At 63.0% G+C, this 25369-nt stretch carries 16 protein-coding genes; 8 read left to right on the top strand and 8 right to left on the bottom strand.

Annotated features, from left to right (window positions below; genetic code table 11):
- Nucleotides 1–229: 229 nt before the first annotated feature.
- The 7 genes from arcC to ABCN01_RS08470 form a co-directional block, all read right to left on the bottom strand.
- Nucleotides 230–1192 (bottom strand): carbamate kinase, encoded by a 963-nt coding sequence (arcC, locus tag ABCN01_RS08500; RefSeq protein WP_006235166.1) that lies wholly within the window; start codon nucleotides 1190–1192, stop codon nucleotides 230–232.
- Nucleotides 1193–1847: 655 nt separating this feature from the next.
- Nucleotides 1848–5387, bottom strand: a complete 3540-nt coding sequence (gene nifJ, locus ABCN01_RS08495) for a pyruvate:ferredoxin (flavodoxin) oxidoreductase (protein ID WP_342996857.1) — start codon at nucleotides 5385–5387, stop codon at nucleotides 1848–1850.
- 449 nt (nucleotides 5388–5836) lie between these two features.
- Nucleotides 5837–6775 (bottom strand): FHA domain-containing protein, encoded by a 939-nt coding sequence (locus ABCN01_RS08490; protein WP_342996856.1) that lies wholly within the window; start codon nucleotides 6773–6775, stop codon nucleotides 5837–5839.
- A gap of 3 nt (nucleotides 6776–6778) precedes the next feature.
- The gene (locus tag ABCN01_RS08485) at nucleotides 6779–8623 is read right to left on the bottom strand and encodes a serine/threonine protein kinase (protein ID WP_343014255.1); all 1845 of its coding nucleotides are present in this window, start codon (nucleotides 8621–8623) and stop codon (nucleotides 6779–6781) included.
- Nucleotides 8620–9525: a hypothetical protein gene (locus ABCN01_RS08480; RefSeq protein ID WP_342996854.1), complete on the bottom strand. Its 906-nt coding sequence runs from the start codon at nucleotides 9523–9525 to the stop codon at nucleotides 8620–8622. Before ABCN01_RS08480 ends, ABCN01_RS08485 begins: the two co-directional genes overlap by 4 nt.
- Nucleotides 9526–9770: 245 nt before the next feature.
- Nucleotides 9771–10367: a recombination mediator RecR gene (recR, locus tag ABCN01_RS08475; protein WP_089573257.1), complete on the bottom strand. Its 597-nt coding sequence runs from the start codon at nucleotides 10365–10367 to the stop codon at nucleotides 9771–9773.
- Between the two features lie 13 nt (nucleotides 10368–10380).
- The gene (locus ABCN01_RS08470) at nucleotides 10381–10701 is read right to left on the bottom strand and encodes a YbaB/EbfC family nucleoid-associated protein (RefSeq protein WP_006235174.1); all 321 of its coding nucleotides are present in this window, start codon (nucleotides 10699–10701) and stop codon (nucleotides 10381–10383) included.
- Nucleotides 10702–11041: 340 nt separating this feature from the next.
- Here ABCN01_RS08470 and ABCN01_RS08465 point away from each other — a divergent pair, with 340 nt between their 5' ends.
- A complete protein-coding gene (locus ABCN01_RS08465) occupies nucleotides 11042–11515 on the top strand; it encodes a hypothetical protein (protein WP_161178034.1) in 474 nt (157 codons plus the stop codon).
- A 21-nt stretch (nucleotides 11516–11536) separates the two neighbouring features.
- On the opposite strand, the gene dnaX is transcribed toward ABCN01_RS08465, so the two are convergent.
- The gene (gene dnaX / locus ABCN01_RS08460; RefSeq protein WP_342996853.1) at nucleotides 11537–14014 is read right to left on the bottom strand and encodes a DNA polymerase III subunit gamma/tau; all 2478 of its coding nucleotides are present in this window, start codon (nucleotides 14012–14014) and stop codon (nucleotides 11537–11539) included.
- A 115-nt stretch (nucleotides 14015–14129) separates the two neighbouring features.
- Between dnaX and ABCN01_RS08455 the strand changes: the two genes are divergently transcribed.
- From ABCN01_RS08455 to pknB, 7 genes are all read left to right on the top strand, one after another.
- Complete coding sequence (locus tag ABCN01_RS08455) at nucleotides 14130–14846, top strand: hypothetical protein (protein WP_342996852.1); 717 nt, start codon at nucleotides 14130–14132, stop codon at nucleotides 14844–14846.
- Nucleotides 14847–14990: 144 nt separating this feature from the next.
- A complete protein-coding gene (locus ABCN01_RS08450) occupies nucleotides 14991–16844 on the top strand; it encodes a serine/threonine-protein kinase (protein WP_343014254.1) in 1854 nt (617 codons plus the stop codon).
- Nucleotides 16841–17854 (top strand): FhaA domain-containing protein, encoded by a 1014-nt coding sequence (locus tag ABCN01_RS08445; RefSeq protein WP_342996850.1) that lies wholly within the window; start codon nucleotides 16841–16843, stop codon nucleotides 17852–17854. The genes ABCN01_RS08450 and ABCN01_RS08445 overlap by 4 nt, the downstream gene beginning before the upstream one ends.
- Nucleotides 17855–17860: 6 nt before the next feature.
- Nucleotides 17861–18277, top strand: a complete 417-nt coding sequence (locus tag ABCN01_RS08440; protein ID WP_006235180.1) for an FHA domain-containing protein — start codon at nucleotides 17861–17863, stop codon at nucleotides 18275–18277.
- On the top strand, nucleotides 18274–20208 hold the full coding sequence (locus ABCN01_RS08435; RefSeq protein ID WP_342996849.1) for a Stp1/IreP family PP2C-type Ser/Thr phosphatase: 1935 nt from the start codon (nucleotides 18274–18276) through the stop codon (nucleotides 20206–20208). Before ABCN01_RS08440 ends, ABCN01_RS08435 begins: the two co-directional genes overlap by 4 nt.
- Nucleotides 20209–20224: 16 nt before the next feature.
- The gene (locus tag ABCN01_RS08430; RefSeq protein ID WP_342996848.1) at nucleotides 20225–23095 is read left to right on the top strand and encodes an FtsW/RodA/SpoVE family cell cycle protein; all 2871 of its coding nucleotides are present in this window, start codon (nucleotides 20225–20227) and stop codon (nucleotides 23093–23095) included.
- A gap of 132 nt (nucleotides 23096–23227) precedes the next feature.
- Nucleotides 23228–25189: a Stk1 family PASTA domain-containing Ser/Thr kinase gene (gene pknB, locus ABCN01_RS08425; protein ID WP_342996847.1), complete on the top strand. Its 1962-nt coding sequence runs from the start codon at nucleotides 23228–23230 to the stop codon at nucleotides 25187–25189.
- The last annotated feature ends 180 nt before the right edge of the window (nucleotides 25190–25369 follow it).

Here is a 25369-nt window from a genome sequence, read left to right as displayed (position 1 = left end):
TCATTGGGAACGAAGTCGAAGCCATGTGGGCCTACTACTAGTCATTGGGGACAGACTTAAATGAGTGGTCATTGGGGACGCTCTTGTTTGACTAGTCATTTAATAACGTCCCCAATGACTAGGTGAATAGCAAAAGCCCCGCAGTCGGAGCGGACTGCGGGGCTCATGAAGAGAGGCTAGTTTGCGGGCGCTTTGCCTGGCGCCCACCAGAGAGGCGACAGAGTAGAGACTACTCGTGGATGCGGGTACCGGAGAGGCCGGCCATGGTCTCGGCAGCCTTGTCCAGAGCGCCGATGATGCAGGTGCGGCCCTTGCGGGAACGGGCGAACTTGATGGCAGCGCGGACCTTGGGCTCCATCGAACCCTTGCCGAACTGACCCTCGTCGGCCAGGCGCTCGGCCTCGTCGGCGGTGAGGTCCTCGAGCTCCTCCTGGTTGGGCTTACCAAAGTTGATGGCGACATGCTCAACGGCGGTCAGCAGGAACAGAACGTCAGCATCGCAGTCCTCGGCCAGCAGCTCGCCGCCCAGGTCCTTGTCGATGACGGCGGGAACGCCCTTGTAGCAGCCCTTGTTCTCGTAGTCGCGGACGACGGGGATGCCGCCGCCACCGCAGGCGATGACGATGAACTCGTTGTCGAGCAGGTTGAGGATGGAGTCAGCCTCGACAATCTTCTTGGGATCGGGAGAAGCGACGACGCGACGCCAGCCGCGGCCAGAATCCTCGACGAAGACCTTGGAGGGATCCTCGGCCATGAACTCCTTGGCCTGCTCCTCGGTGTAGAAGGGACCGATCGGCTTGGTCGGGTTCTTGAACGCGGGATCGTCCGGGTCGCACTCGATCTGGGTGACGACGGTGGCGGCGTGCCAACGCTTATAGCGCTTGTGCATCTCGCGGCCAATGCCCTGCTGCAGGTGATAACCAATGTAGCCCTGGGACATGGCACCGCACTCGGGCAGCGGCATCTCGGGGGTACCGATGGCATCGTGGGCAGCGGCGAAGGCGTTCTGGATCATGCCGACCTGCGGGCCGTTGCCGTGGGTGATGATGATCTCGTTGCCCTGCTCGATGAGGCCGAGGAGGGCATGGGCGGTGTTGCTCACGGCCTCGATCTGCTCGACGGGGTTGTTGCCGAGGGCGTTGCCGCCAAGGGCGACGACAATACGATCGGGCTTGCCAAGAGGCTTAGACATTGCTGGAATCCTTTCTGTAAAAGGCCTACAACCCATTAATAACCCGCGTCCGTGCGATACGCGAGTTTATTAAGGTTTATATTCTCTTTATCGCTCATTTTATTCATTTTGAAAATAGCGGAACGGTGAACGGTCGTTTTTATCCGCTCAGCGTACAGAACCCCAGCTCAAGCATATCTACGCCATTTACGTGCAACTTTATTTTAATAGAGCAGGGATTAGACCAGATTATGCAAACTATATCTTTGCTAAACACAAAACAGACAGCGCAATATCTTACTCGCACTATACGAGATTCTATGCACATATAAGTCGAGTATGCACCCCTGCAAAAACAAGGGGCTTTTCATCCAACAAAAGGAATAAAGAAGAGCTCCGAAAAAGCGGCAACGGCCAAGTCCCCCATCCATCCCCAAAGTGGCGCGAGGTTTCGCGGCAAAGCCGCGAAACAGCGAAGGGGACGGAATACCCGACCAACTACGTCCTTCATCCGCCCACACAATCCAAGGACGTAGTCGTAGCAGGATCTGAGGGCTAACCTTCGCGGACACTCCGCAGGACGAAAGAACCCCCGCCGCACGTAGTGCGCAGCGGGGGTTCTTTCATGTCCGAGGACGTCCGCGAAGGTTAGCCCTCAGATCCTGCGGTGGGAGACCTAGGCCTCGTTGTACACCGTCTTGAGCTTCAGCAGGTGAGCGTAGCGGTCCATAGCGGCCTGCTCGTTCTCCTTGAAGAGCTCCTCGGCGCGCTCGGGGAAGGAACGCGTCAGCGAAGCGTAACGGGCCTCGTTCATCAGGAACTCCTGATAACCGCCCGCGGGCTCCTTGGAATCGAGCGAGAACTTCTTGCCGGCAGCAGCCTCGGGGTTGAAGCGGAAGAGGTTCCAGTAACCGCACTCGACAGCCTTCTTCATCTCGGCCTGGCAGTTCTGCATGCCACCCTTCTTGATGGAGTGCATCTCGCAGGGGCTGTAGCCGATGATGAGGGACGGGCCGTCGTAGGCCTCGGCCTCGTGAATGGCCTTGAGGGTCTGAGCCGGGTTGGCGCCCATGGCGACCTGCGCCACGTAGACGTAGCCGTAGCTCATGGCGATCTCGGCCAGGGACTTCTTCTTGGTCACCTTACCGGCAGCGGCGAACTGAGCGACCTGGCCCAGGTTCGAGGCCTTGGAGGCCTGACCACCAGTGTTGGAGTAGACCTCGGTGTCGAAGACGAAGACGTTGACGTTGTGGCCAGAAGCCAAGACGTGGTCCAGGCCACCGAAGCCGATGTCGTAGGCCCAGCCGTCGCCGCCGAAGATCCAGAAAGACTTCTTGGTGAGGTAAGCCTTGTCGGCGAGGATCGCCTTGGAAGCGTCGCAGCCGCACTTCTCGAGCTCGGCAACGTAGGCAGCGGCAGCGGTCTTGGAGGCCTCGGCGTCGTTGACGGAGTCGATCCAAGCCTGGCCGGCGGCCTTGAGCTCATCGGACGGACCATCGGCAGCGATGATGTCCTGGGTAGCGGCGATCAGCTTCTTCTGAACGGCCTCATAGCCAACGGCCATGCCCAGACCGTGCTCGGCATTGTCCTCGAACAGGGAGTTGTTCCACGCCGGGCCGTGACCGTCCTTGTCCTTGCAGTAAGGAGCGGTGGCAGCGGGGTTGCCCCAAATGGAGGAGCAGCCGGTGGCGTTGGAGATGAACATGCGGTCGCCGGCGACCTGGGTCACCAGACGTGCATAGGCGGTCTCGGCGCAGCCGGCGCAGGAGCCGGAGAACTCCAGGTAGGGCTGCTTAAACTGGCTGCCCTTAACGTTGGCCGCGATGAGCTCCTTCTTCTCGGAGACGTTCTCGACCATGTAGTCCCAAACGGGCTGCTGGTCCATCTCCTGCTCGGTGGGAACCATCTCGAGGGCGCCCTTGGGGCAGACCTTGACGCAGTTGGTGCAACCCATGCAGTCGAGCGGGGACACAGCCATGGTGAACTTCATGCCCTTGGCCTTGGGGCCCATGGCGTCGAGCGTGCGGGTAGCCTCGGGCGCGGCAGCAGCCTCGTCCTCGGTCATCGCGAACGGACGGATGGTGGCATGCGGGCACACATAGGCGCACTGGTTGCACTGGATGCACTTGGTCTCGTCCCAGTGGGGAACGACCACGGCGACGCCGCGCTTCTCGTATGCGGAGGCGCCCAGCTCAAACTGGCCGTCGGCGCAATCGACGAAGGCGGAAACGGGCAGGCTGTCGCCGTCCATGCGATCGATGGGCTCGAGCAGGTTCTTGACCTGCTGGGCGATAGCGGACTTGGTCTCCTCGGAGAGCTCGACGGGAGCGGCATCCTCGGCGGTAGCCCAGTCGGCCGGAACCTCGAACTTACGGAAAGCGGTAGCGCCGGCATCGATGGCCTTGTGGTTGGCGTCGACGATGGCCTGGCCCTTCTTCATGTAGGACTTGGTAGCCGCGTCCTTCATGTACTGCAGGGCGTCCTCGGCGGGCAGGACCTTGGCCAGCGCGAAGAAGGCGGACTGGAGCACCGTGTTGGTGCGCTTGCCCATGCCGACCTTGGCCGCCAGGTCGATAGCGTCGATCAGGTAGACGTTGACGTTGTTGTTCGCGATGTAGCGCTTGGCCACGGCGGGCATGTGCTCGGCGAACTCCTCGTCGCTCCACTGGCAGTTGACCAGGAAGGTGCCGCCCGGCTTGACGTCGCGGACCATCTTGAAGCCCTTAACGATGTAGCTGGGGTTATGGCAGGCGACAAAATCGGCCTTGGTCACGTAGTACGGCGAACGGATCGGGGAATCACCAAAGCGCAGGTGCGAGACGGTGACGCCGCCGGTCTTCTTGGAGTCGTACTGGAAGTAGGCCTGGACGTACTTGTCGGTGTGGTCGCCGATGATCTTGATCGAGTTCTTGTTGGCGCCGACGGTACCGTCGCCACCCAGACCCCAGAACTTGCACTCGATGGTGCCGGGGGCTGCGGTGTTGGGCGCATCCTCGGCCTCGGGCAGGCTCAGGTTGGTCACGTCATCGACAATGCCGATGGTGAACTCGCGCTTGGGCTCGTCCTTCTTGAGCTCCTCGAAGACAGCGAACGCGGACGCGGGAGGCGTGTCCTTGCTGCCCAGGCCATAACGGCCGCCGACAACCTTGATGCCCGTCTTGCCGGCCTCGTAGAGAGCGGAGACGACGTCCTGGTAGAGCGGCTCGCCGATAGAACCCGGCTCCTTGGTACGGTCCATGACGGCGATCTTCTGGACGGTCTCGGGGAGAACGTCGACGAAGTGCTTGATGGAGAACGGACGGAACAGGCGAACCTTGACCAGGCCGACCTTCTCGCCGTGAGCGTTGAGGTAGTCGATGACTTCCTCAAGCACGTCGCAGAAGGAGCCCATGCACACGACGACGCGATCAGCATCGGGAGCGCCGTAGTAGTTGAACAGGCCGTAATCGGTGCCGAGCTTCTCGTTGATCTTCTTCATGTAGCCCTCGACGACGGCGGGAAGCTCGTCGTAGACCTTGTTGCAGGCCTCGCGGTTCTGGAAGAAGATGTCGCCGTTCTCGTGGCTGCCGCGGGTGTGCGGGTGCTCAGGGTTGAGCGCGTGATCGCGGAAAGCCTGGACGGCGTCCATGTCGCACATCTCGGCCAGATCCTTGTAGTCCCACATGGCGACCTTCTGGATCTCGTGGCTGGTGCGGAAGCCGTCGAAGAAGTTAAGGAACGGGGTCTTACCCTCGATGGCGGCAAGGTGAGCCACCGGCGAAAGGTCCATGACCTCCTGGACGTTGCCCTCGGCGAGCATGGCGAAGCCGGTCTGACGACAGGCCATGACGTCGGAGTGATCGCCAAAAATGTTCAGGGCGTGGGAAGCGACGCAACGCGCGGAGACGTGGAAGACGCCCGGGAGCTGCTCGCCCGCGATCTTGTACATGTTCGGGATCATCAGGAGCAGACCCTGAGAAGCCGTGTAGGTGGTGGTCAGAGCACCGGCGCCCAGCGAACCGTGAACGGTACCGGCTGCACCTGCCTCGGACTCCATCTCGACGACCTTGACCGGGGTGCCGAAGATATTCTTGCGACCCTGGGCCGCCCACTGGTCGACATGGTCGGCCATCGGGCTGGACGGCGTAATGGGATAGATTCCCGCTACCTCGGTGTACGCATACGAAACATATGCGGCCGCCTCGTTGCCGTCCATAGACTTAAACTTACGCGCCATATACCCCTCTCCTCTCATATAGGTATACAGGCCCCGGCGATCGCCGGGATGTTGGCGTGATGGGATTTACGCTGTTGCTTCCAATCATCTGGCAGGCAGGCTCAGCAGCAGGTACATGGCGTGGAGAGAAGACATGCCGAGGCGAGGGGCACCTGATGCGCCCTACAGGCCCGACCGCCCGTCTTGCACATGACCGAGCGCCGCAAAGGCCGCATGCCGGATGCTCCCGGGCACGCCCCGGCGATGGGAAGCGCCCGCAACGAAAATCCGCATGCGGGTTTATTGTACCCCGCCTTCAAGTGTAATTTCGGCAAATATAGGCGGGCGGTAAAGGTTTACCTTGGGTGACTGCCAAGGGCCAAAATGGCCCCTCGTCCCAAGCGGCCGGCCCTGGCGCGCCAAGGAGTGTCCCCAAGTGCCGGCAGAAAAGGAACGTCCCTAACTGCCGGCTAGAGGACACCGAAGAGGATGGCGTAGGTAGTGGATTCGCCGAGCTTGAGCTCGTCGCCGGGATTGAGTTGGGCGGAACGGCCGGGCTCGACCTGAATGCAGACGCGCGTGGCCCCGTTTACCACCACGGTTCCGTTGGTGGACGACAAGTCCTCGACGTGCCAGATATTTTGAGCATCGCACCAGATATGGGCATGGCGGGCCGAGACATCGTCGCCGACGTCGGTAATATCGCCCTCGCCAGTGGCCAGCGCGCCAATCTCAACACCCTGCTCACTCGGCTGAATCCAGCGCGGGGCGCTCACGACAAAACTGTTTTGTACGCGCAGCAAGCCCAAGGGGTGCGCCGGGGCGGGTTCGCGTTCGCCCGCGGTCATCGACATGCCAAGCGAACGCGGCGTGGATGTGCCTCCGCCACAGGTCGCGTGCGCGTAGTCAATGGCATAGTTCACCGAGGACCGCACATCCGCCGAACAACCGACGGCGACAAACAGCACCAGCACGGCCTCGGCGCGCTCGGCGGGCATGAGTTCCGCCGCCTGGGACAGGCGATCGAGCGCGTTGCGATAGAGATTCGTGTCCTGATGGCACTCTTCGAGCGCGCGTACCATCGGTTCACCTGCAGGACCGCACACCATATTGATCACAGCCGTGGAGTCCATGGGATTGCGCTGGCGCAGGGCCAGTTGCGACATAATACGCGCAGCCGAGGTACCGTATTCGGCAAAGTAGCGCTGCTGAAGCGTGCCGACCGGCGCGCGAACGATAAAGCGGGAAACCCAAGAGCGATCGGCGGCTCGGCTCTGCGGGCTGCGGCCGTCGGCGAGCGGACGGGACGAAAGCACCAAGCCGCACAGCTCGATATGGCTCAGATGCGCCGCGCGCTTAAAGATGTCAAACATGGCCCCGCATGGGGTGAGCTCAACTTGAGATGCCATGACCTAGGCCTCCTTGGTCGTAGAAATAGAATCGGACGATACTTCGACAGGTCCGCCAAAAGTACGGGCAGCTGCGGCTCCACCGGCAAGCGGAGTCGCCATCTGGGCTTTTGTGCGTCGCGGTGCCGAAACGGGAAGTTCAAAGGCAAAGCCCATCGCAAGCAAAAACCACGTAAGCGTATAGGTTGCAACCAGAGCGGCAACAAGGCCGCCCATCACGGCGCGTTGGGAAAATACGCTACATGCAGCCACAACCAGCACCGGAACCTCGCAGGCAGAAAGCGCAAGCACACCCTGCAGGAAGCCCGAGCGCCGATCGCGCGCAAGTGCCCCCGCGGCAACGCCGGCTATGCCTGGCAGCGCCAACGCCAGTGCGGCAATAATACCCGGTAGCGACCCAGACCACACGAGCGATCCCAAAGTCGCCGTCACGCGAGCGCCCGACGCCAGCAGCGCGGCCGAAACCACGACCACAGCCCAAACAACGCCGCAGACGACCGTCGCGCCGACCATCAGCGCGCGACGAACCGCGCGGCCAGACGCATCCATGGGGCACGGCGTGAGCGGCTCGCCGCGGAGCGAACGACCGACATTTTGCGCATAGTGGTCACAAAACGCCGAGAGCGCCGCCTCGACCGCCGCCGGCTCGGGACGATCTTTTTGATGGCTGGACAGACAGGCCATCACCACGTCGAACAGCTGGGCATCGACAAACGCCAGCGCATCGCGTAGCTCTTCGGAATCCGGCTCAAGCCCTAGCTGCTGGGCCTGCTCGGCCGCGGCGAGCGCCACATCGGGCTCACGACGAAGCAGCTGAGTCAAATCACAACCGGGCGCATGGGCACCAATGGGATAGTCGGGCCGCGTGTCCATCTTGAGACGGTAGGGGCTGGCGATGTCGCGCGTCTTTTTGCGCGAACCCGAGGTGCCCGAAGTGCTCGGCGCGGCTTCGTATGGCGCGACGCCGGCAATGAGCTCGTAAACCGTGCTTGCCGCGGCATAGACGTCGATCGCCGGCGACATACGCAAAGCGCGCAGGTCGGGAATATCGTCGGTGAGCATCTCGGGCGGGGCATAGGCAACCGTCGCGCGACGCAGCGTGGCATAGCGCTCCGTAAACGACGCCTTGCCGCCGGTACCGGCCACGGCCGACGCAGGCTCGAGCGCCAGCGACGAGCCAAAGTCGATCAGGCACAGGTCAAAGGTGCCCTCGGCAAGCTGCCGGTCAAGCGCTAGACGCGCCGTACGCACCATAATATTAGCGGGCGAGATATCGCGATGGACAAAGCCCTCACCCACCAGGCTCATACGGCAGAGCAGATCGAACAGGTCGCGACCCAGACGCGCCGCCACAAGCGGCGACAGGCGTCCGGCATCGTCCACGGCGAGTCGCAAACGCAAGCGGGCGAGCGTCTCGCCCTCGACCCATTCCATGACAATTGCAGGTACACCGTCGACCTCGCCCCAGCCATAGAGGCGGGGAAAGCCCTTAAGGCCCGAAAGGGCGCGATGGCATTCATATTCCTCGCGAAACGCCGCCTTGAACTTGGCGACCAGCGCCTCGTGAGTTGCATCGTCGTCAAACTCATCACGCGTCGGCAAGATGAGCTGCTTGAGTGCCACGGCCTCGCCTTGGGCGTTGACGGCACGCGTCACGCGGCCGATACCGCCGCGGCGCATGGTGGCATCGTCGGCAAACAGCATCGTAAAACGACGCAGATAGGCAGGCAGTTCGTCCTGACCGAGCGCAATTGCCGGTTCAAACCCGTCGACACGCGCCAGGCGCAGGCCGACCATGGGATCGCGACCGAGCGATTGTGGTGTGGTGGATGCAAGATCGGTCATCATAGGGCAAGCGCCGCCACGTTATTGTTGAAGTTACCGAGTGCGACGTCATCATCGCCGTAATGGCCGACCCATTGACATAGGTTGGTATAACAGCCCCACAGATTGGCATACTGCTGATACCACTTTGACCGGGGCGAGAATGTCTGACGACCGAACTCGGCTCGAATGACAAACATCTCCCCGACCAGGCTGTCGCACGGCCTGGGATCTCCCGTAGAGTTATAGGTCGAGACCACGTCATTGGCACGAGAAACATAGCCGTCGAGCATGTTGTACTTGGTCACAAGCCAACTGTGAATGCTCTCTTCCTCAGCAGCGGAAAGGCCACCGGAGTTTGCATCGTTGTCAGCGTTGCCGCCCGTCGAGCCGCCGTTTCCGGACCCTCCGGTAGAGGAACCCGACCCAGAGCCGCCGCCCGAACTCGACGAATCCGAGCCAGAGCCAGAAGTATCCGAGCTACCGGGCTTTCCGGACTGCTGGGCGTCCTGCTCCTTCTGCTGCTCGACCTTACTCACCGTTGCCGCCACGCTATTGTTGGACAACCGATCGATGATCTTGGTGTTGGTGAGCACGATGGTTTTGCCATTGGCAAGCGTGACTTCGTTGTCCGGGGCCTCGGCGCCGTCCGCGTCGTCGGTGCCAAACACAATATGCGCGACCACACTTGCCCAAGCATATCCAGTCGTGGTGCCCAGATCACTTTTGACCTCATGCCCCACGCGCGGTTCGCGTGCGGCATGCGCCTGCATCATGGACGGCACGGTCATGCCATAGGCAGAAACGCCAGCTATGACCAGCACCAGCGAGCACGACAGCAGTGCGTACGCCCGCGGCGCCAAGCCCAGTCGGCGTCGCATGCGCACCGCGGCGCCGCGCTTTGTCTGAGTGCCACCGGGCCGCATGCGTTCTCCTCCAACAAAAACACGCCGCTCGGGAGCGGCGCATTCATTCGAATCCATATTTGAGTGTATCAGCGAACCCAAAAGGCTGCGCAACGAATGGGCAAATTAAGGATGCGAGTGGAAGCATCCATGCGATAAGCGGATACAAAGCATCTTTGTTGCACAACAAACTTACAGTCGCACGGGGAAATTATGGCTTCCCCGTGCGTCGCGATGAAGACATACGGCAGGAGCAGGCTCGCCACCTAAATCGTGCGACGGGCCTCGATGGCGCGGCCAAGCGTAAGCTCGTCGGCATACTCCAGGTCGCCGCCCACGGGAAGGCCGCTTGCCAGACGCGACACCTCGACGCCCAACGGCTTGATAGTGCGGGCAAGGTAGCTCGCCGTGGTCTCGCCCTCAATATTGGGGTTGGTGGCGATGATGACCTCGTGGATGTCCTCGTGGCCCAGACGCGCCAGCAGCTCGCGGATGTGCAACTGCTCGGGGCCAATCTTGTCCATGGGGCTGATCACGCCGCCCAGCACATGGTACAGGCCATGGTAGCTGCCCGTGCGCTCGATTGCCTGGACGTCGCGCGGCTCGCCCACCACGCAAATGCGAGTGGTGTCGCGCATCGAATCCTGGCAGATGGAGCACTCGTCGGCCGTGGCGTAGTTAAAGCAGCGGCTGCAAAAGTGGACCTCCTGCTTGACCTCTAGGATGGCCTCGGCCAGGCGGCGTGCTTCCTCGGCATCGGCCTCGAGCAGGTAATAGGCGATGCGCTGGGCCGACTTGGGACCAATGCCCGGCAGACGGCCCAGCTCATCGAGCAGTTTTTGCAGACTGTGATTCGCACTCATATATATGCGTGTCTTAGAACGGCATGCCCGGAATGTTAAGGCCGCCGGTGATGGCGCCCATCTGCTTGTTGGCGAGCTCGTTGACGCCGCGGACGGCCTCGTTGACGGCAGCCATGATCATGTCCTGCAGCATATCGACGTCCTCGGGATCGAGCGCATCGGGATCGATGGTGAGGTTGACGAGCTCCATCTCGCCGTTAACGGTCACCTTGACCATGCCGCCGCCGGCAGAGGCGTCGACGGTCTGGGACTTGAGGTTCTCCTGCGCGGCGGCAAGCTGCTCCTGCATCTTGCGGGCCTGCTTCATCATCTGCTGCATGTTCATACCGGCCATGATGGCTCCTTTACGTGCGGCCGCACGCCGAGCTGCAAGGGCAGCCGGAGCACGGCGGGACTTTCAAACTCAAAAATCGTACCACGGCGCGGGGCCAGCGAGCGGGGCGGACACGCTACCTCAGTCGATATACATGTCCTGGAGTGCAAACCGCACCCATAGATTATGCAAAGTTGAATAATTCGCATCTGCATAATATTTAAAGCTAAATCTTGTAGAGCCGGAATCCGACATTTAATGCGTACCACTAAATGGCTAAATGCCGAGCCACTACTCGAGGCGGCGCTCATGACGGCGAGGTATAATTTGATTGCCATAGATAGTAATTTGGAGGTGCCCCATGAATGCCCCCAACGCGCTCCAAAACATCCGCTCAAAACACCCCGTTGCATATGTGGTTCTCTATCTCTTTGTCGGCTGGGCATTGCTGGTTGTCATCACCCATGCCATAGCTTTTGGAGCAGAACTGCTGATAGCCAGCTCGGACCAGCCCGTCGTCAAATGGGAGACGACCGATGAGTGCACCGACGGAACCCGAACCGTCTACTACAACAGCCCGTCCCTCTATCAAGAGTTCAAGGTCAAGATAAAGGACTTCAAGATTGTCGATGCCGAGCTAGGCGTTTATTTGGCAATCGGAGCAACCATTAACGCCGAGCAAGTCGAGTACACGGACAGCCATGCGACGTATCGTATCGACCTCAGCATCCTAGGCCGACCGTCACGCACCTGTCTGCTCAAATGCGACATACGCGGCACCACGTTGCACATGTCCGAAATACAGATGCGCCCGGGCAAAGAGATCTCTTCTTGAGCAGCATACCCGCCCGCACGGTTACTCCACCGGCTTGAAGATGGTGGACTGACCGAAGACGCTGCGGATGAGGGCCTTGGCCTCGTCCTCGGTCTGCGGGATGCTCGGGGCTGCGCCCTGATGGCCGAAGGGGCTGCCAGCACCGGGATTGGATTCCCAGGGAGCGGCGGGGACGTCGTCGTTTGCAGAGGCTGCGGGTGCCACAGCAGCGGCCTTGGTCGCGGACGCCGCACCCGGCACGTCGAACGGGGGCAGATTGTCCCCGCCGGCAGCGGCAGCAAAACCACCGACCATAGCATCGTCGTAGGGCACCTGCTCGGATTCCCATGGCGCAGCCTGCGCAGGCGGCTGAGCCATGGGGACGGACGCGCGCTCGGGCGCTCGGGGCGCGGGCTCGGTCGGGAGCTTGCCCGTGGCAGGAGCACCGGCAGGGTTGTCGGAGCGCAGCCAAGGGGCCTTGGCCAGGTCGGATGACTTGGGCGCAGGCGCGGCAGCGGACTTGGGCGCGGGGATCGGAGCAGCCGGTTTGGGCGCAGCGGGTTCAGGCGCCGACGGGGTCGGTGCCGCTACCGGCGCCGCTTTTGGCTGCGTCGCGCTGGCGCTCGAGGATGCAGGGGGCACCGAGGACACGGGTTGCGGGTCCGCAGATACCGCAGCCCGTGCAGATGGAGAATGCTCCTCATGTTGAGGAGCCGGCGTGCCACCCCCATCCAGGACATAGTCGACGGTACGACGACCGAAGACCGCGCAGACCGTCGGCAGGACCACCGACTGCGTATCGGCGCGACCGAGCATCTTGATGGCAAAAGTCGAACCCGCGGGGAACGAGACCGTGAGCTTGGAGCCGTCGTCGGCCGTGGCGCGGGCGTTGAGCAAAAGCCCTGCGTAGGAGGCCTGACGAGCCTTGACGCGCTCGACGACCTCGGCCCATTTGCGCTGGAGCTCGCCGGCGTCCTCAACCGCGGGGGTCTCGGCAGCACCGGCGGCGGCAACCTGGGCGGCGTTGTTGGGCTTGGACACCGACACGGTCGATGCAGCAGGCGCGGAAGCCGGAGCCGCAACGGGCTGAGGTGCAGGCGTTACAGGTCTGGGCGCGGGAGCCGGAGCCGCGGACTTGGTCGCAGGCTGGGCAGCCGGAACAGCAGCGCCGCGGTCCCAAGGCATACCGCCCTGGCGCGCGGACGTAGCAGCGGGGGCAGCGGATGCCGCCGGAGCGGCAGCACGAGCGCCCGAAATGAGCGTCGGCTGTTGGGCAGCAGCGGGTACGGATGCTGCAGGCGCGGCGGCCTGAGCAGCAGCCACGCTCGCCGGCACGGCGCCGTTGGCAATCATGGCCTCCAGGCGTGCCACGCGCTCGGCCAATGCCTCAATCGTTAAATCAGCCTCGGGACACGCCAGACGCGTGCAGGCAATCTCGAGCACCAGGCGCACGTCGCTCGCGCCCCTCATCTCCAGTGCGGCATCGTCGAGCACTGTCAGCACACGGGCCAGGCGGTCGGCAGGATGCTCGCCAAAGGCAGCGGCCTCGGCAGCAAGCGCCTCGGCCTGCTCGGAGCCGCCCTCAAACAGCTCGGCACGGGCACCGGCAACGCAGGCAACGTACACGTCACGCACATGCGCCACCAGGTCGCGCGACAGCTCCAGCAGGTCGTTTCCTTCCTCGACCTGCGCACGAATCAGTCCATAGAGCTCGGCAACATCGCGATCGGCAATGGCGCGGGAAAACTCGCCCAAAATCTGGTCCGAAACCTCACCTAAAAGCGAGCGGGCGTCGTCCGCATGCACAGAACCGTTGCCAAAGACGCTCAGCTGCTCCAGCGTGGACAACGCGTCGCGCATGCCGCCCTTGGCATGGCGCGCCACGATAGCCAGCGCCTCATCGTCGTAATCGAAGCCCTCCTGCTCGCACACGTATGCCAGGCGATGCTCGATATCCTCGTTGCCGATGCGGTGGAAATCGAAGCGCTGGCAGCGCGAGAGGATGGTCTCCAGAATCTTTTGCGGGTCGGTGGTGCACAGCACAAAGATCACGTGCGCCGGCGGCTCCTCAAGCGTCTTGAGCAGCGCGTTGAACGCCGCCGTCGTGAGCATGTGGACCTCGTCGATGATATAGATCTTGTACTTGCCGCGCACCGGGGCAAAGTTGACGGAGTTGATGATTTCCTCGCGCACATTGTCCACGCCCGTGCGGGAGGCGGCATCGAGCTCGTAGACATCGGGGTGGTTGCCCTCGGCGATGAGCTCGCACTCCTCGCAAGTACCGTCGGGCATGCAGCCGCTTGCACCCTCGGCGCGCGCCGCCTCGGCATTGCGGCACAGCAGCGCCTTGGCCAGAATGCGCGCCATGGTGGTCTTGCCCGTGCCGCGCGGACCGCAGAACAGGTACGCATGGGACAGGCGTCCCTCGGTGATGGCGTGCTCGAGCGTCGAGACGATATGCTGCTGGCCCACCACAGAGTCGAAGGTGAGCGGGCGATACTTTCGGTACAACGATTCCATGGGTGCTCCCCCGGGTATACTGAGTCTTGTTGCCGCGACGGCCATGCGGTCGCACGGCATACTGCATCCATAATAACCCGTACGGCGAGCCCGCCGTGATAGGAGTCCAAAGAGCATGGCAGACGCAGAGAGCAACCTCGTTCCCTCCGAAGCAGCCGACCAGGTCGAGGTCGCGCTCGAGGAGCAGGCCGCAGCCGACGACGGCATCCTGTACCTCAACGAGTACCAGTACGAAAACGACCTGGTCACCGACTTCGCCCGTCTGGTCGCCTCGCCCAGGCGTCGCGGCTCGCTGTATGTCGCCGCGGCAATTGCCGCACTCATCGGCATCGGCATGCTGGTGGCCGGCGGCAGCTGGATCAAGTTCGGCGTCGTGCTGATCGTGTTCGGCGCCTTTTTGGCCTGGTGGAGCAAGAACCTGCACCACACCCTCGCCCGCGACTTTATCGACGCCGTCGAGGCCGACGAGTCCATGGGTGGCCGCTATCGCCGCGTCGCCGCCAACGAGGACGGCCTGATGGTTTGGGGCAAGAGCGGCAAGTCGCAGTTCTTCCCGTTTGAAAAGCTCGACCACGTGCTCGACGGCGAGCGCATCTTTGTGGCCATGTTCGCCGACCAGGGCGTGACGATCCCTAAGGACACCTTTGTTCGCGGCGATGCCGAGCAGTTTGGCACCTTCCTTAAGGCACGCATCAACAAAAAACTCCGCATCGAGACCAAACGCAAGAAGATGAAGGCAGAAAAGGCCGCCGCCGAAGCCAAACAGGGCGACAAGCCCCAGGAGACCAAGGGCAAGCAGCGCAAGCAGAAGAAGAACAAGAAGAAGCGCTAAGGCCAAGCCAGACAGGCAGCCTCGCATCCCGCTATCCTCCCCATGCACCCGAGCGTGCTACACTAGCAGCATCTATGCCACCGCGAACGACTTGGCCCCGCGCCTGCCGCTCGCAAACGAACTTTAAACGCACGAGGGTTGGCCATGCCGCTTTTCTCGCAACATACCGCCCGGTTCTCGCCGGACGTTCCCTTGGAGGGCACCAGCTCTCGCGAGCTGCTCAAGCGGTACCAGCCGCTCGAGACACTTGCGACTGGCGGTTTTGGCTCCATCGAGATCTGCCGCGACACGCACCTGCGCCGCCGCGTCGCCATTAAGCGCATCCCCCTTATCAACGGCGCCGGCATGCCCGCCAGCGACATCATGGATGTCCTGCGCGAGGCGCACACTGCCGCCATGCTTCAACATCCCAACATCGTGCAGGTCATCGACTTTACGCACGACACAGCCTATGCCTACCTGGTTATGGAATATGTCGATGGCATGTCGCTGGCCGAGTTTTTGCACCGCGTGGACGGCCACTCACTTACCTTTGACGAGGCCGCGGCCATTGCCGATGCGCTGGGCCAGGCGCTCACCTTCGCTCATAGTAATGGCGTACTCCACCTGGACATTAAGCCCGCCAACGTGCTCATCGACCACTCGGGCAATGTAAAGCTCACCGACTTTGGCATGGCGCGACTGTCGTCCGCCGGTGGCTTTGGCGGCTCACGCGGCGGCACCATCGGCTACATGCCGCCCGAGCAGCTCGATATCGAGACCGGCACGGTCGACGAGCGCGCCGATGTCTTTGCCCTCGCCTGTGTGATCTACGAGGGCCTGTGCGGCAGCGCTCCCTTTATGGCGGCCACGCCCGCCGACTCGCTCGACCGCATCATCGGCGGCGCCACCTATCCCAGCGAGCTGATACCACACTTTCCCCCGGGAGCCGAGGCCGCGCTCATGAGCGCGCTCTCCCCCATGCCGCAGGACCGCCTCAACAGCATCGAGGCATTTTGCGACCAGCTCCTTGCCGGTCTGGGCAGCGTGCGCGAGGGCCGTCGCAGCCTGGAGCAAATGGTTGGCGAGCTTTCGGATGACGAGCAGGAACTCGACGATATCGAGCCGTCGCACTACGAGGACGACGCCATCGAGGTCGACCCCGCACTCGGCTGGGCGGGCACGCGCTGGAGCCATGCGCGCGACTACACCATGCGCACTATCTCGGCGCTAACGTGCGGCACCTTTAGCTTTTTGCTGATGCAAACGGCCGGGGTCGCGGCGCTTCCCGGCCTGGTCATTGCGGCCATCGCGATCGGAGCGGCGGCTGGCCTGGCCCCCCAAATTGGCTCGGCCATCTCGGCTGTGGGCTTTTTGGTGCTCATGGCCAACGCCACCATGCAGGCACAGGGCATCCTGTCGATGTTGCCCGTCGCGGTGATCTTTGCCGCCGCCATGTCCGGTTGGTGGATCGCCTGGGGTCGCACCGAGGCTGCCGCGAGCGCCGCGCTCACCTGTGCACTCGCGCTTGGCTGTCTGACCGGCAATACCTTCCTGGCAGCTGGGGTCGCCGCCGGCGTCGCGTCATTTTGGCTCGGCCCGGCAAGCGCCGCAGCGGCAACGGGCATGGGCGCGCTTTTTGCCCGTCTGGCCACGGTCGCGCTTTCAGCCGGAGGCGTACTGGAGCTCGGTAACGTTGCCGCAGCGCTGGGAGACCCACTCCTTTGGGCTGCCTTTGTGCTGGTCGCGGCAACTGCCGCAGCGTCATCTGCGCTGCTCAATGCCCATGCCAAGCGTGCCGATCAGGGCTCAAACCTTGCCGCAATCGCCGCCATCGCTGTCACCGGCATCGGCTGCGCAGCGGCGTCCTGTCTTGCACACCATATGGAAATTGCCGGCCTTGCAGCCGCGGTCGTCGCCAAGGCGGCGATTGCGGGAACCCTATCCTCTATAATCGTTGGGATATGCCTATATTTGCTCGGATACCAAAGAACCTATACGGAGAGTGATCTTTCGTGAACTTCCTGAACATCTTCGAGGACCACGTGGCCGGCATCTTCGGTGCCACCCGTGCCCCGTTCTCCTTTAAGAAGCTTGCCAAGCAGGCCGCTCGCGACATGGAGGATCAGACTCTGGTGATCAACGGCGTCAACACGGCGCCGGCACTCTATACCATCCTTATCGCCGCCGACGACGATCCCATGCTCGCCCCGTTCTACCCCGAGCTTTCGCGCGAGGTCCGCGAGTTTGTGAAGGCGCAGGCCGAAAAGCGCCGCTATGTCTTTGTCGGCGAGCCCCTCGTGCGCTTTATGATCGATCCGCAGCTGCGCGCCGGCAAGTTCTCGGTCTTTGCCGAGAACGTCGATGCCCCCACGCTCGGCCGCCTGTACGAAGAAGAGCGCGCCTATCAAAACGGCCTGGGCCAGAACAACTCCGCGGCAAGCCGTGCCGCCAGCGCCCCGCGCGCCGGCCAGCAGCAGTTTGCTGCCCCGCAGCAGCAGCGCCCCGCCGCCATGTCCCAGCAGCAGCCGACGCCTCGCGCCGCCGCTCCCGACCCGCTTGCCGCGGCAGACCCCTTCGCGCCTAGCGTCCCCGACCCCGCCGCCGCACCCATCCCGGTGCCGCAGACCGTCTCGCGCGACGCGCTTGCCGGCATGGGCGGAGCCGCCGCGACCGGTGCCGCCGTGGGCCTAGGCGCCGCAGCCGGCATCGCCTCCAACATGGCGAGCACTCGCGCCCCGCAGCGCCCGCTCGCCCAGCTCGTTGACGTCGTGAGCGGCGAGAGCCATAGCATCACCTCCGCACAGGTGACCATCGGTCGCGAGCGCTCGGTTTCCGACATTGCCCTGCGCGACCCCAACGTGTCGCGCCGCCACGCCCAGCTCACCTTTACGGGCTCGGATTGGTCGATCGAGGACCTCAATTCCACCAACGGCACGCTCGTCAACAACCGCCGCATTACGCGCTGCCCGCTGCGCAACGGCGATCTGCTGACGTTTGGCCTGAGCACCTTTGAATTTAGGGGATAGTCGCTTATGAACATCGATATCGTCCTTTTTGCAGGCCGCATCGTCCTGGTCGCCCTGCTCTATATCTTCCTGTTCGCCGTCATGAAGACCGGCGTGGGACTTGTGCGCGGGCAGCGCCGCGACTCGGCTATCTGGACGATTGATGTGGACAAGGGTCCGCGCGGTATCCGCGGCATCCACGTAGACATGCTCGGCCCCGTCATCGTCGGTCGCTCGCCATCTTCGGACATCTGCATCAACGAACCGTTCGTCTCGGCCTCGCATGCGCGCTTTTCGCTGCAGGGCCCGGCGCTCATCATCGAGGACCTCAACTCGCTTAACGGCACGCTCGTCAACGGCCGCCAGCTCGTGGAGCCCGCGACGCTGCGTGAGGGCGACGAAGTCCAGATTGGCGACGTGGTCATGAAGGTGAACCGTCGATGATCGACGAGGAGAACAAGTCCGCAACTATGACCGAGGCACCGGCCGCCGCCACAGCTGCACCGGCCCACGCCGCTCCGGCGGGCTCCGCACCCGTGGAGCCCGAGGACACCGTGTTCTCCCTGCCTCTTTCGCATGTAACGCATGATATTTCGGATCTCGCCGATAACGAGGACGAAGAGGATACCGTAGCGGCGCCCATCGGCGCACATGCTGCGGAACAGCCCACAGCGCCCGAAGCAACCCCGGCGCCGGCTCACTTTGCAGAGCCCGTCGCCGCGGCAATCAACGAGAGCGCTGCGGTGTTTGCGGCACCCGAGCCCGCCGCGCCGGCGTTTCCCATAGCCCCGGCATCCGAGGTTGCGCCCGCGTCTACGCCGGCGCCCGAGGCGGGGACATCCCCCGAGGACGGCCCTGCACCCAAGACCCCGCAGCCTGCGCCCGCAAGCGAGTCCGATGCCGTGGCCGAGCCCGCCGCCCAGTCGCAAAACACGCCCGCGCCGTCGCACTTTGCGACGCCCGAGCCTATAGACGTCAGCCCGCAAGATGACGAGTCGACCGCCCGCGTTTCCGAGGAGCCCGACTCCCCGGACACCGGCGATTCCGAATCAAACGCCGAGACCGACACCGTCTCTCCCGGTGACACAGCCGAAATCGACGTTGCCGCCGTTGAGGCCAAGCTCAAAGACCCCGGCTCGACCATGAGCTTTGAACCCCTAACCGAGGAGCGCATCGAGACCGACTCGACCTATGATGCCGGCACCACCACGCAACTCATGTGGGGCGCCCGCTCCGACGTTGGCTGCGTGCGCCCGCACAATGAGGATTCCTACCTGGTGCAGTCGCCGCTCTTTTGCGTATGCGACGGCATGGGTGGTCACGCTGCCGGCGAGGTGGCCTCTTCTATCGCTGTCGAGACCATCGCCAAGACAGCTCCTCAGTCTGCCGACGCCGCACGCCTGGCGGCAGCCGTCGAGGCCGCCAACGCCGCCGTAATCGAGGCTGCCTTGAATGGCCTGGGCAAGCCCGGCATGGGCTGCACAGCCACTTGCGCCTATATCGAAAACGACACGCTCGCCATCGCCCACGTGGGTGACTCTCGCGCCTACCTGCTCCACGAGGGCACGCTCATCCGCGTGACCCGCGACCACTCCTACGTGGAGGAGCTCGTGGACGCCGGCGAGATCACGGCAGATGAGGCTCGCGTCCACCCCAACCGTTCGGTCATCACCCGCGCGCTGGGCTCGGACCCCGCTATGTATGCCGACCACTTCACTCTGCATATCGAGGAAGGCGACCGTCTGATCCTGTGCTCCGACGGCCTTTCGAGCATGATTCCCGATAGCGATATCGAGAACATCGCCACGCAGTCCTCAACCGCGCAAATCTGCGTCGACAACCTAGTGGACGCGGCGCTTGCCGCCGGCGGCCACGACAACGTGACCGTAGTAGTCGTTGACCTGGTTGACGATGGCGTCATGCGCGAGGCGCAACGCGTGCGTCGCCGCAACGTTACTATCGCCGCCATCCTGGCCCTCGTCTTTGTGCTTGCAGCTGGCATCTGGGCCTACACGGGTGTCACCGGCTCGTACTACCTGGGTACCTACCAGGGCAATGTCGCCGTCTGGCGCGGCCTGCCCGGCAAGCCACTCGGACTCAAGCTCCACTGGCTCGAAAGCGAAACCAGCATCAAGCTGTCCGACCTGCCCGAAGACACGCAAAACCGCCTCAAGGCGGGCATTCCGCAAACAAGTGTCGACGATGCGCAGGACACGATATCCAAGTACCGCCACCAGATCGACGAGGAGCAGACCCGCCAGGTGATCGACGCGCAAACGATTCGCGACAACACCAATCAGGGATCGGCCTCCGAATCAGATTCCGAGAAAACCGCCGAACAGTCCGCCGAGGCCGAAGCCTCCGATAAGAATTAGAAAGGGAGTGCCGCTTATGAGTCGCCGCAACACCGAGCTGCTCTTGCTCATCGCCTCGGCGTTCCCCGTCATCCTGCTGTATGCGATGTACGTCCTCACCGCGGGCGCTGCCATCTCCTTTGAGACGCTCGCCGTACCGATCGGCCTCTTTGCCGCCTTTGCCGCGGCCCACATTGCCGTGCGCATCTTGGCGCCCGGTGCCGACCCCGCCATCCTGCCCATCGTATTTATACTTTCGGGCATCGGCATCACGTTCGTGACGCGTCTCGCCCCCGCTCTCGCCATCTCACAGCTCATCATCCTGTTTGTCTCGGTGGCGCTCATGGTGGGAACGCTTGCACTAGTCAAAAACCTCGACGTGGTCATGCGCTACAAGTACACCTTTGGCATCATCGGCATCATTCTGCTGATGCTGCCTATCTTTATCGGCACCACGATCTCGGGCTCCAAGCTGTGGATTCGCATCGCGGGCTTTACCATCCAGCCTGGCGAGTTCGCCAAGGTCTTTATCGTCCTGTTCCTGGCCGGCTACTTGGCCGAGAACCGCGAGTTGCTCTCCATCTCCAACCGCAAGATCCTGGGCTTTAAGATCCCTCGCCTGCGACTGCTGCTGCCGCTGTTTGCCGTGTGGGGTGTGTGCCTGCTCGTCGTCGTCTTCGAACGCGACCTGGGTTCGGCCGTGCTGTTCTACACCATCTTCTTGCTGATGCTCTACGTTGCCACGGGGCGCTTTTCGTATGTCGTTATCGGCCTTGCGCTCTTAGCCGTTGGAGCCGTGGGCGCCAACAAGTTCCTGTCGCACGTTCAGGTGCGTTTCCAGGTTTGGGTCGATCCGTTTAAGGACGCCCAGGGCCAGGGCTACCAGATCGTCCAGTCGCTCTTCTCGCTTGCCGATGGCGGTCTGGTCGGTGTTGGCATCGGCAACGGCATGGCCAACAACATCCCTGTCGTCGAGTCCGACTTTATCTTCTCGGCTATCGGCGAGGAGATGGGCCTTTTGGGCGGCGGCGCCGTGCTCATCCTGTTTATGCTCTTTGCCGTGCGTGGCCTCACCACGGCTGCCCGCGCTAAATCCGACCTCGCCGCCTTTAGCGCCACGGGCCTTACGGCCGCCATCAGCTTCCAGGCCTTCTTGATCGTTGGCGGCGTAACCCGCCTGATCCCGCTGACCGGCGTCACCCTGCCCTTTATGAGCCAGGGCGGCTCCTCGCTGCTGGCGAGCTTTATCATCGTCGCGCTCCTGCTGCGCGCCGGTGACGAGGCGACCGGACGCGAGGCCGAGCTTACCGGCACCGGCACCATGGCCGCCATCACCGATGATCAGGTCGCATCTGCCGCCGCCCCGACGGGCTCGCGCTTTGCCACCTCGTCTTCCTACGGCAGTGGCAGCCATTCCGTCGGCTCGCGCATGCGCCGTCGCCTGCTCGACACACCTGAATCCGGTGTGCTAGGCCGCGTGGCGCTCGCCAACCGTCTAACCCGCGCGGTGCTCGCCTTTACGGCGCTGTTCGCCATCCTTATCGGCAACCTCACCTATGTCCAGGTCATCAAGGCCAAGGACTATCAGGACATGCCGACCAACAACCACACCATCGCCCGCTCCAAGTACATCCAGCGCGGCTCCATCATCACGTCCGACGGCGTGACGCTGGCCGAGTCGCTGCAGCAGGAGGACGGCACCTACGTACGCTCCTACCCCAACGGTAACCTGGCAGCACACGTGGTTGGCTACGTGAGCCAGCAGTATGGCACCACCGCCATCGAGAGCGTCATGAACGACACGCTCACCGGTTCTAAGGACTACTCCAGCTGGAACAACGCCATCGCGTCGCTCGCGGGCCAGACCCAGCCGGGCAACACCGCCAAGCTCACCATCGACTCGCGCATCCAGACGGCTGCCGAGCAGGCGCTCAAGGGCTTTAAGGGCGCTGTGGTGGTCATGGATCCGCGTACCGGTGCGGTCCTTGCGTGCGCGAGCTCGCCCACCTATGACAACACCAACATCGATGCCCTGATGCAGTCGGGCGGTGGCGAGGACGGCTCCATGTACGACCGCGCCATGGACGCGCTGTACACCCCGGGCTCGACCTTTAAGGTCGTCACGCTCTCCGCGGCGCTCGAGACCGGCACCGCCAGCCTTACCAGCACGTACCAGGCGCCCGGCTCCATGGACATCGGCAACGCGCCGGTCACCAACTCCGCCAACGAAAGCTACGGAACCATCAGCCTGCAGCAGGCCTTCGCCGTGTCGTCTAACGTCGTCTTTGGCCAGGTGGCCAACGAGGTCGGCGCCAACTCGCTCGTCCAGTTTGCCAACGCCTTTGGCTACGGTCAAAAGCTCGGTCAGGATCTGACCACCGCGGCTTCCATCATGGCCGACCCTTCGCTTATGACCGAGTGGGAGACCGCTTGGGCAGGCGCCGGCCAGCCCGTCGGCATGGACCACACACCTGGCCCGCAGACCACCGTCATGCAGAATTGCGTGATCGCTGCCGCTATCGCCAACAGCGGCGTGGTCATGGACCCGTTCTTTGTGTCACAGATACTCGCCCCGGACGGGACCGTGGTTAAGACCACGCAGTCCCGCTCGCTGGGCCAGGCTGTCAGCTCTACCACCGCCGATCAGGTCAAGCAGGCCATGCTCGCCGTCGTCCAGTCCGGTACCGGCACCGATGCCCAGATTCCGGGCGTCAAGGTTGCCGGCAAGACCGGTTCGGCCGAGACCGGCGGCACCAACGTCAACTCTATGTTTGTTGGCTTTGCACCTTACGATTCACCCACGGTTGCCATCTCGGTGGCCCTGGAGGATTACGACAAGCACGACGTCGAGGCGGCCAAGATTGCCGGCATCGTCCTGACCGCGGCGCTCGCCGCACAGGGAGCGTGATGCCCGTGATCAAAGCGGATACTTGGGGCACGCCGCGGCCGATGAGCTAGCGGCAACGCGCCACACGGCTCCAGCGGCCACACATTTGGTACTACACACATCGTTGAGCGAATAGTTATGTTAGGAGCAGGAATGGAACAGAGGGTCCTCGGGGGAAGATACCTCCTTAAGGATAAGGTGGGAACGGGCGGTATGGCGACCGTCTTCCGTGCACAGGATCAGGTCCTCGACCGCACGGTTGCCGTCAAGATCATGCTGCCGCAGTATGCCGGCGACGCCACCTTCGCCGCCCGCTTTAAGCAGGAGGCCCAGGCAGCGGCCGGCCTGTCCTCCCCCTATATCGTGGGCGTCTACGACTGGGGCAAGGACGGCGACACCTATTACATCGTCATGGAGTACCTGCGCGGTACCGACCTTAAGAGCGGCATCAAGAGCCACGGCGCCCTCGACCCCAAGAAGGTCGCCCAGATCGGCTCGCAGATCAGCTCTGCGCTTTCGGTCGCCCACAAGCACGAGATCATCCACCGCGACATTAAGCCGCAAAACATCATGGTGCTGCCCGACGGCAACATCAAGGTCATGGATTTTGGCATCGCACGCGCCAAGAACAGTCATCTCACGCAGGATAACAACGTGCTGGGCACCGCCCACTATGTAAGCCCCGAGCAGACCCGCGGCCAGGACCTCGGCCCCACCTCGGATATCTACTCGCTGGGTGTCGTCATGTACGAGTGCGCCACCGGCCGCGTACCCTTTGACGGCGACGACGCCATCTCGGTCGCGCTCAAGCAGGTCAACGAGCTCCCCATCCCGCCGAGCCAGATCAACTCCGGCGTCGATGCCGACCTGGAGCGCATCATCCTCAAGTGCATGGAGAAGGACCCGGCAAACCGCTTCCAGACGGCCGACGAGCTGCGCCAGGTGCTCAACAGCTACCTGTCCGGCCGTGCCGTCAACGTCTCGGAGCCCACGCGCATCATCGGTGCCGCCGGCGACCTGGGTGCCACCAAGACTCGCGAGCTTTCCGATCAGACGCGCGCCATGGTGCGTCCCGTCTCGGGCGTGAGCGGCCAGAATACCGCCCGTAGCTCGGTTTCGGGCTCCACCGGCTCCTACGAGGTCGAAAAGCCCAAATCCAACAAGAACAAGATCATCGCCGCCGTGGTGGCAGCCGTTGCCGTCATCGGCATCGTGGTGGCCTTTGCCACAGGACTCTTTGGCGGCGAGCAGGTCACCGTGCCCGATGTGCTGGGCAAGGACCAGCAGACTGCCGTCGAGCTGATCAAGGAAGCCGGCCTGGAGGTCGGCACCGTCGACCAGAGCTACAACGACGACGTCGACGAGGGCAAGGTTGCCGAGCAGACCCCCAACGGCAACGCCAAGAAGCCCAAGGGCACGCGCGTGAACCTGGTGGTCTCCAAGGGCCCCAAGCCCTCCGAGAAGGTTGAGGTTCCGCAGCTCGTTGGCCTGACCAAGGACCAGGCCGAGGCAGCGCTGGCAAGCGTTGGCCTTAAGGGCAGCGCTTCCGAGGAAGCCAACGAAGCCGAGGAAGGCCAGGTCTTTGAGCAGGGCACCGATGCCGGCAAAGAAGTCGAGAAGGGCACGACCATCTCGTACAAGGTCTCGAGCGGCCCGGATACCACCTCTGTTCCCGATCTGACTGACATGACCGAGTCCCAGGCGCGCAATGCGCTCGACATGGCCGGCTTTGGCGTTAACGTGAGTTATCAGGAGAACGACTCGGTTACCGAGGGCACGGTGATTAGCTGGAACCCCAGCGGCAAGCAGAAGCCCGGCGCCACGATTACCGTCGTCATTGCCAAGAAGTCCGGCAAGGCGAGCGTTCCGGGCAATCTGTACGGTAAGAGCATCTCTGCCGCCGTCACCGCGCTCAACAATGCCGGCTTCTACAACATCGCGTTCTGCGACCAGAACGGCAACCCCGTGAGCGGTAACGAGGATGCCACCGTTACGGGCGTCTCCCCCACCGGCAAGCAGTCCACCGACAGCACGATCACGCTGACGGTCGCGCTTTCTGGTTCGGGCTCGGGCTCTGGCTCGGGCACGGGTGACGATTCCGGTACGACCAACTAGTCACCACCCCACCGCTCATCACGGCTCTCGCCGCAAACATATTCGCTCACAGGCGCCCGTTTGCTTCCCCAGCAAGCGGGCGCTTCGTTTTAGACATGACATGAATCAGAACCACCCTTAAAAAGGGTGGTTTGCTCTTAGGGTATAACCCACGGGCCCCGGGCTCGCGTCTAAAGGCGC

The sequence above is a fragment of the Collinsella aerofaciens genome (genome assembly GCF_039062365.1).
In the GTDB taxonomy this organism is placed as follows: domain Bacteria; phylum Actinomycetota; class Coriobacteriia; order Coriobacteriales; family Coriobacteriaceae; genus Collinsella.
Note: the sequence above shows the minus strand (reverse complement) of the source record. Positions and strands in the feature narration are given on the sequence as shown.

What these genes read in the sequence shown, in the direction of transcription:
- dnaX (WP_342996853.1), bottom strand. Translation starts at nt 14,014, where the DNA reads ATGGAATCGTTGTACCGAAAGTATCGCCCGCTCACCTTCGACTCTGTG.
- ABCN01_RS08430 (WP_342996848.1), top strand. Translation starts at nt 20,225, where the DNA reads ATGAGTCGCCGCAACACCGAGCTGCTCTTGCTCATCGCCTCGGCGTTC.
- ABCN01_RS08470 (WP_006235174.1), bottom strand. Translation starts at nt 10,701, where the DNA reads ATGGCCGGTATGAACATGCAGCAGATGATGAAGCAGGCCCGCAAGATG.
- ABCN01_RS08485 (WP_343014255.1), bottom strand. Translation starts at nt 8,623, where the DNA reads ATGATGACCGATCTTGCATCCACCACACCACAATCGCTCGGTCGCGAT.
- ABCN01_RS08480 (WP_342996854.1), bottom strand. Translation starts at nt 9,525, where the DNA reads ATGCGGCCCGGTGGCACTCAGACAAAGCGCGGCGCCGCGGTGCGCATG.
- ABCN01_RS08465 (WP_161178034.1), top strand. Translation starts at nt 11,042, where the DNA reads ATGAATGCCCCCAACGCGCTCCAAAACATCCGCTCAAAACACCCCGTT.
- nifJ (WP_342996857.1), bottom strand. Translation starts at nt 5,387, where the DNA reads ATGGCGCGTAAGTTTAAGTCTATGGACGGCAACGAGGCGGCCGCATAT.
- ABCN01_RS08435 (WP_342996849.1), top strand. Translation starts at nt 18,274, where the DNA reads ATGATCGACGAGGAGAACAAGTCCGCAACTATGACCGAGGCACCGGCC.
- ABCN01_RS08450 (WP_343014254.1), top strand. Translation starts at nt 14,991, where the DNA reads ATGCCGCTTTTCTCGCAACATACCGCCCGGTTCTCGCCGGACGTTCCC.
- arcC (WP_006235166.1), bottom strand. Translation starts at nt 1,192, where the DNA reads ATGTCTAAGCCTCTTGGCAAGCCCGATCGTATTGTCGTCGCCCTTGGC.
- recR (WP_089573257.1), bottom strand. Translation starts at nt 10,367, where the DNA reads ATGAGTGCGAATCACAGTCTGCAAAAACTGCTCGATGAGCTGGGCCGT.
- ABCN01_RS08490 (WP_342996856.1), bottom strand. Translation starts at nt 6,775, where the DNA reads ATGGCATCTCAAGTTGAGCTCACCCCATGCGGGGCCATGTTTGACATC.
- ABCN01_RS08455 (WP_342996852.1), top strand. Translation starts at nt 14,130, where the DNA reads ATGGCAGACGCAGAGAGCAACCTCGTTCCCTCCGAAGCAGCCGACCAG.
- ABCN01_RS08440 (WP_006235180.1), top strand. Translation starts at nt 17,861, where the DNA reads ATGAACATCGATATCGTCCTTTTTGCAGGCCGCATCGTCCTGGTCGCC.
- pknB (WP_342996847.1), top strand. Translation starts at nt 23,228, where the DNA reads ATGGAACAGAGGGTCCTCGGGGGAAGATACCTCCTTAAGGATAAGGTG.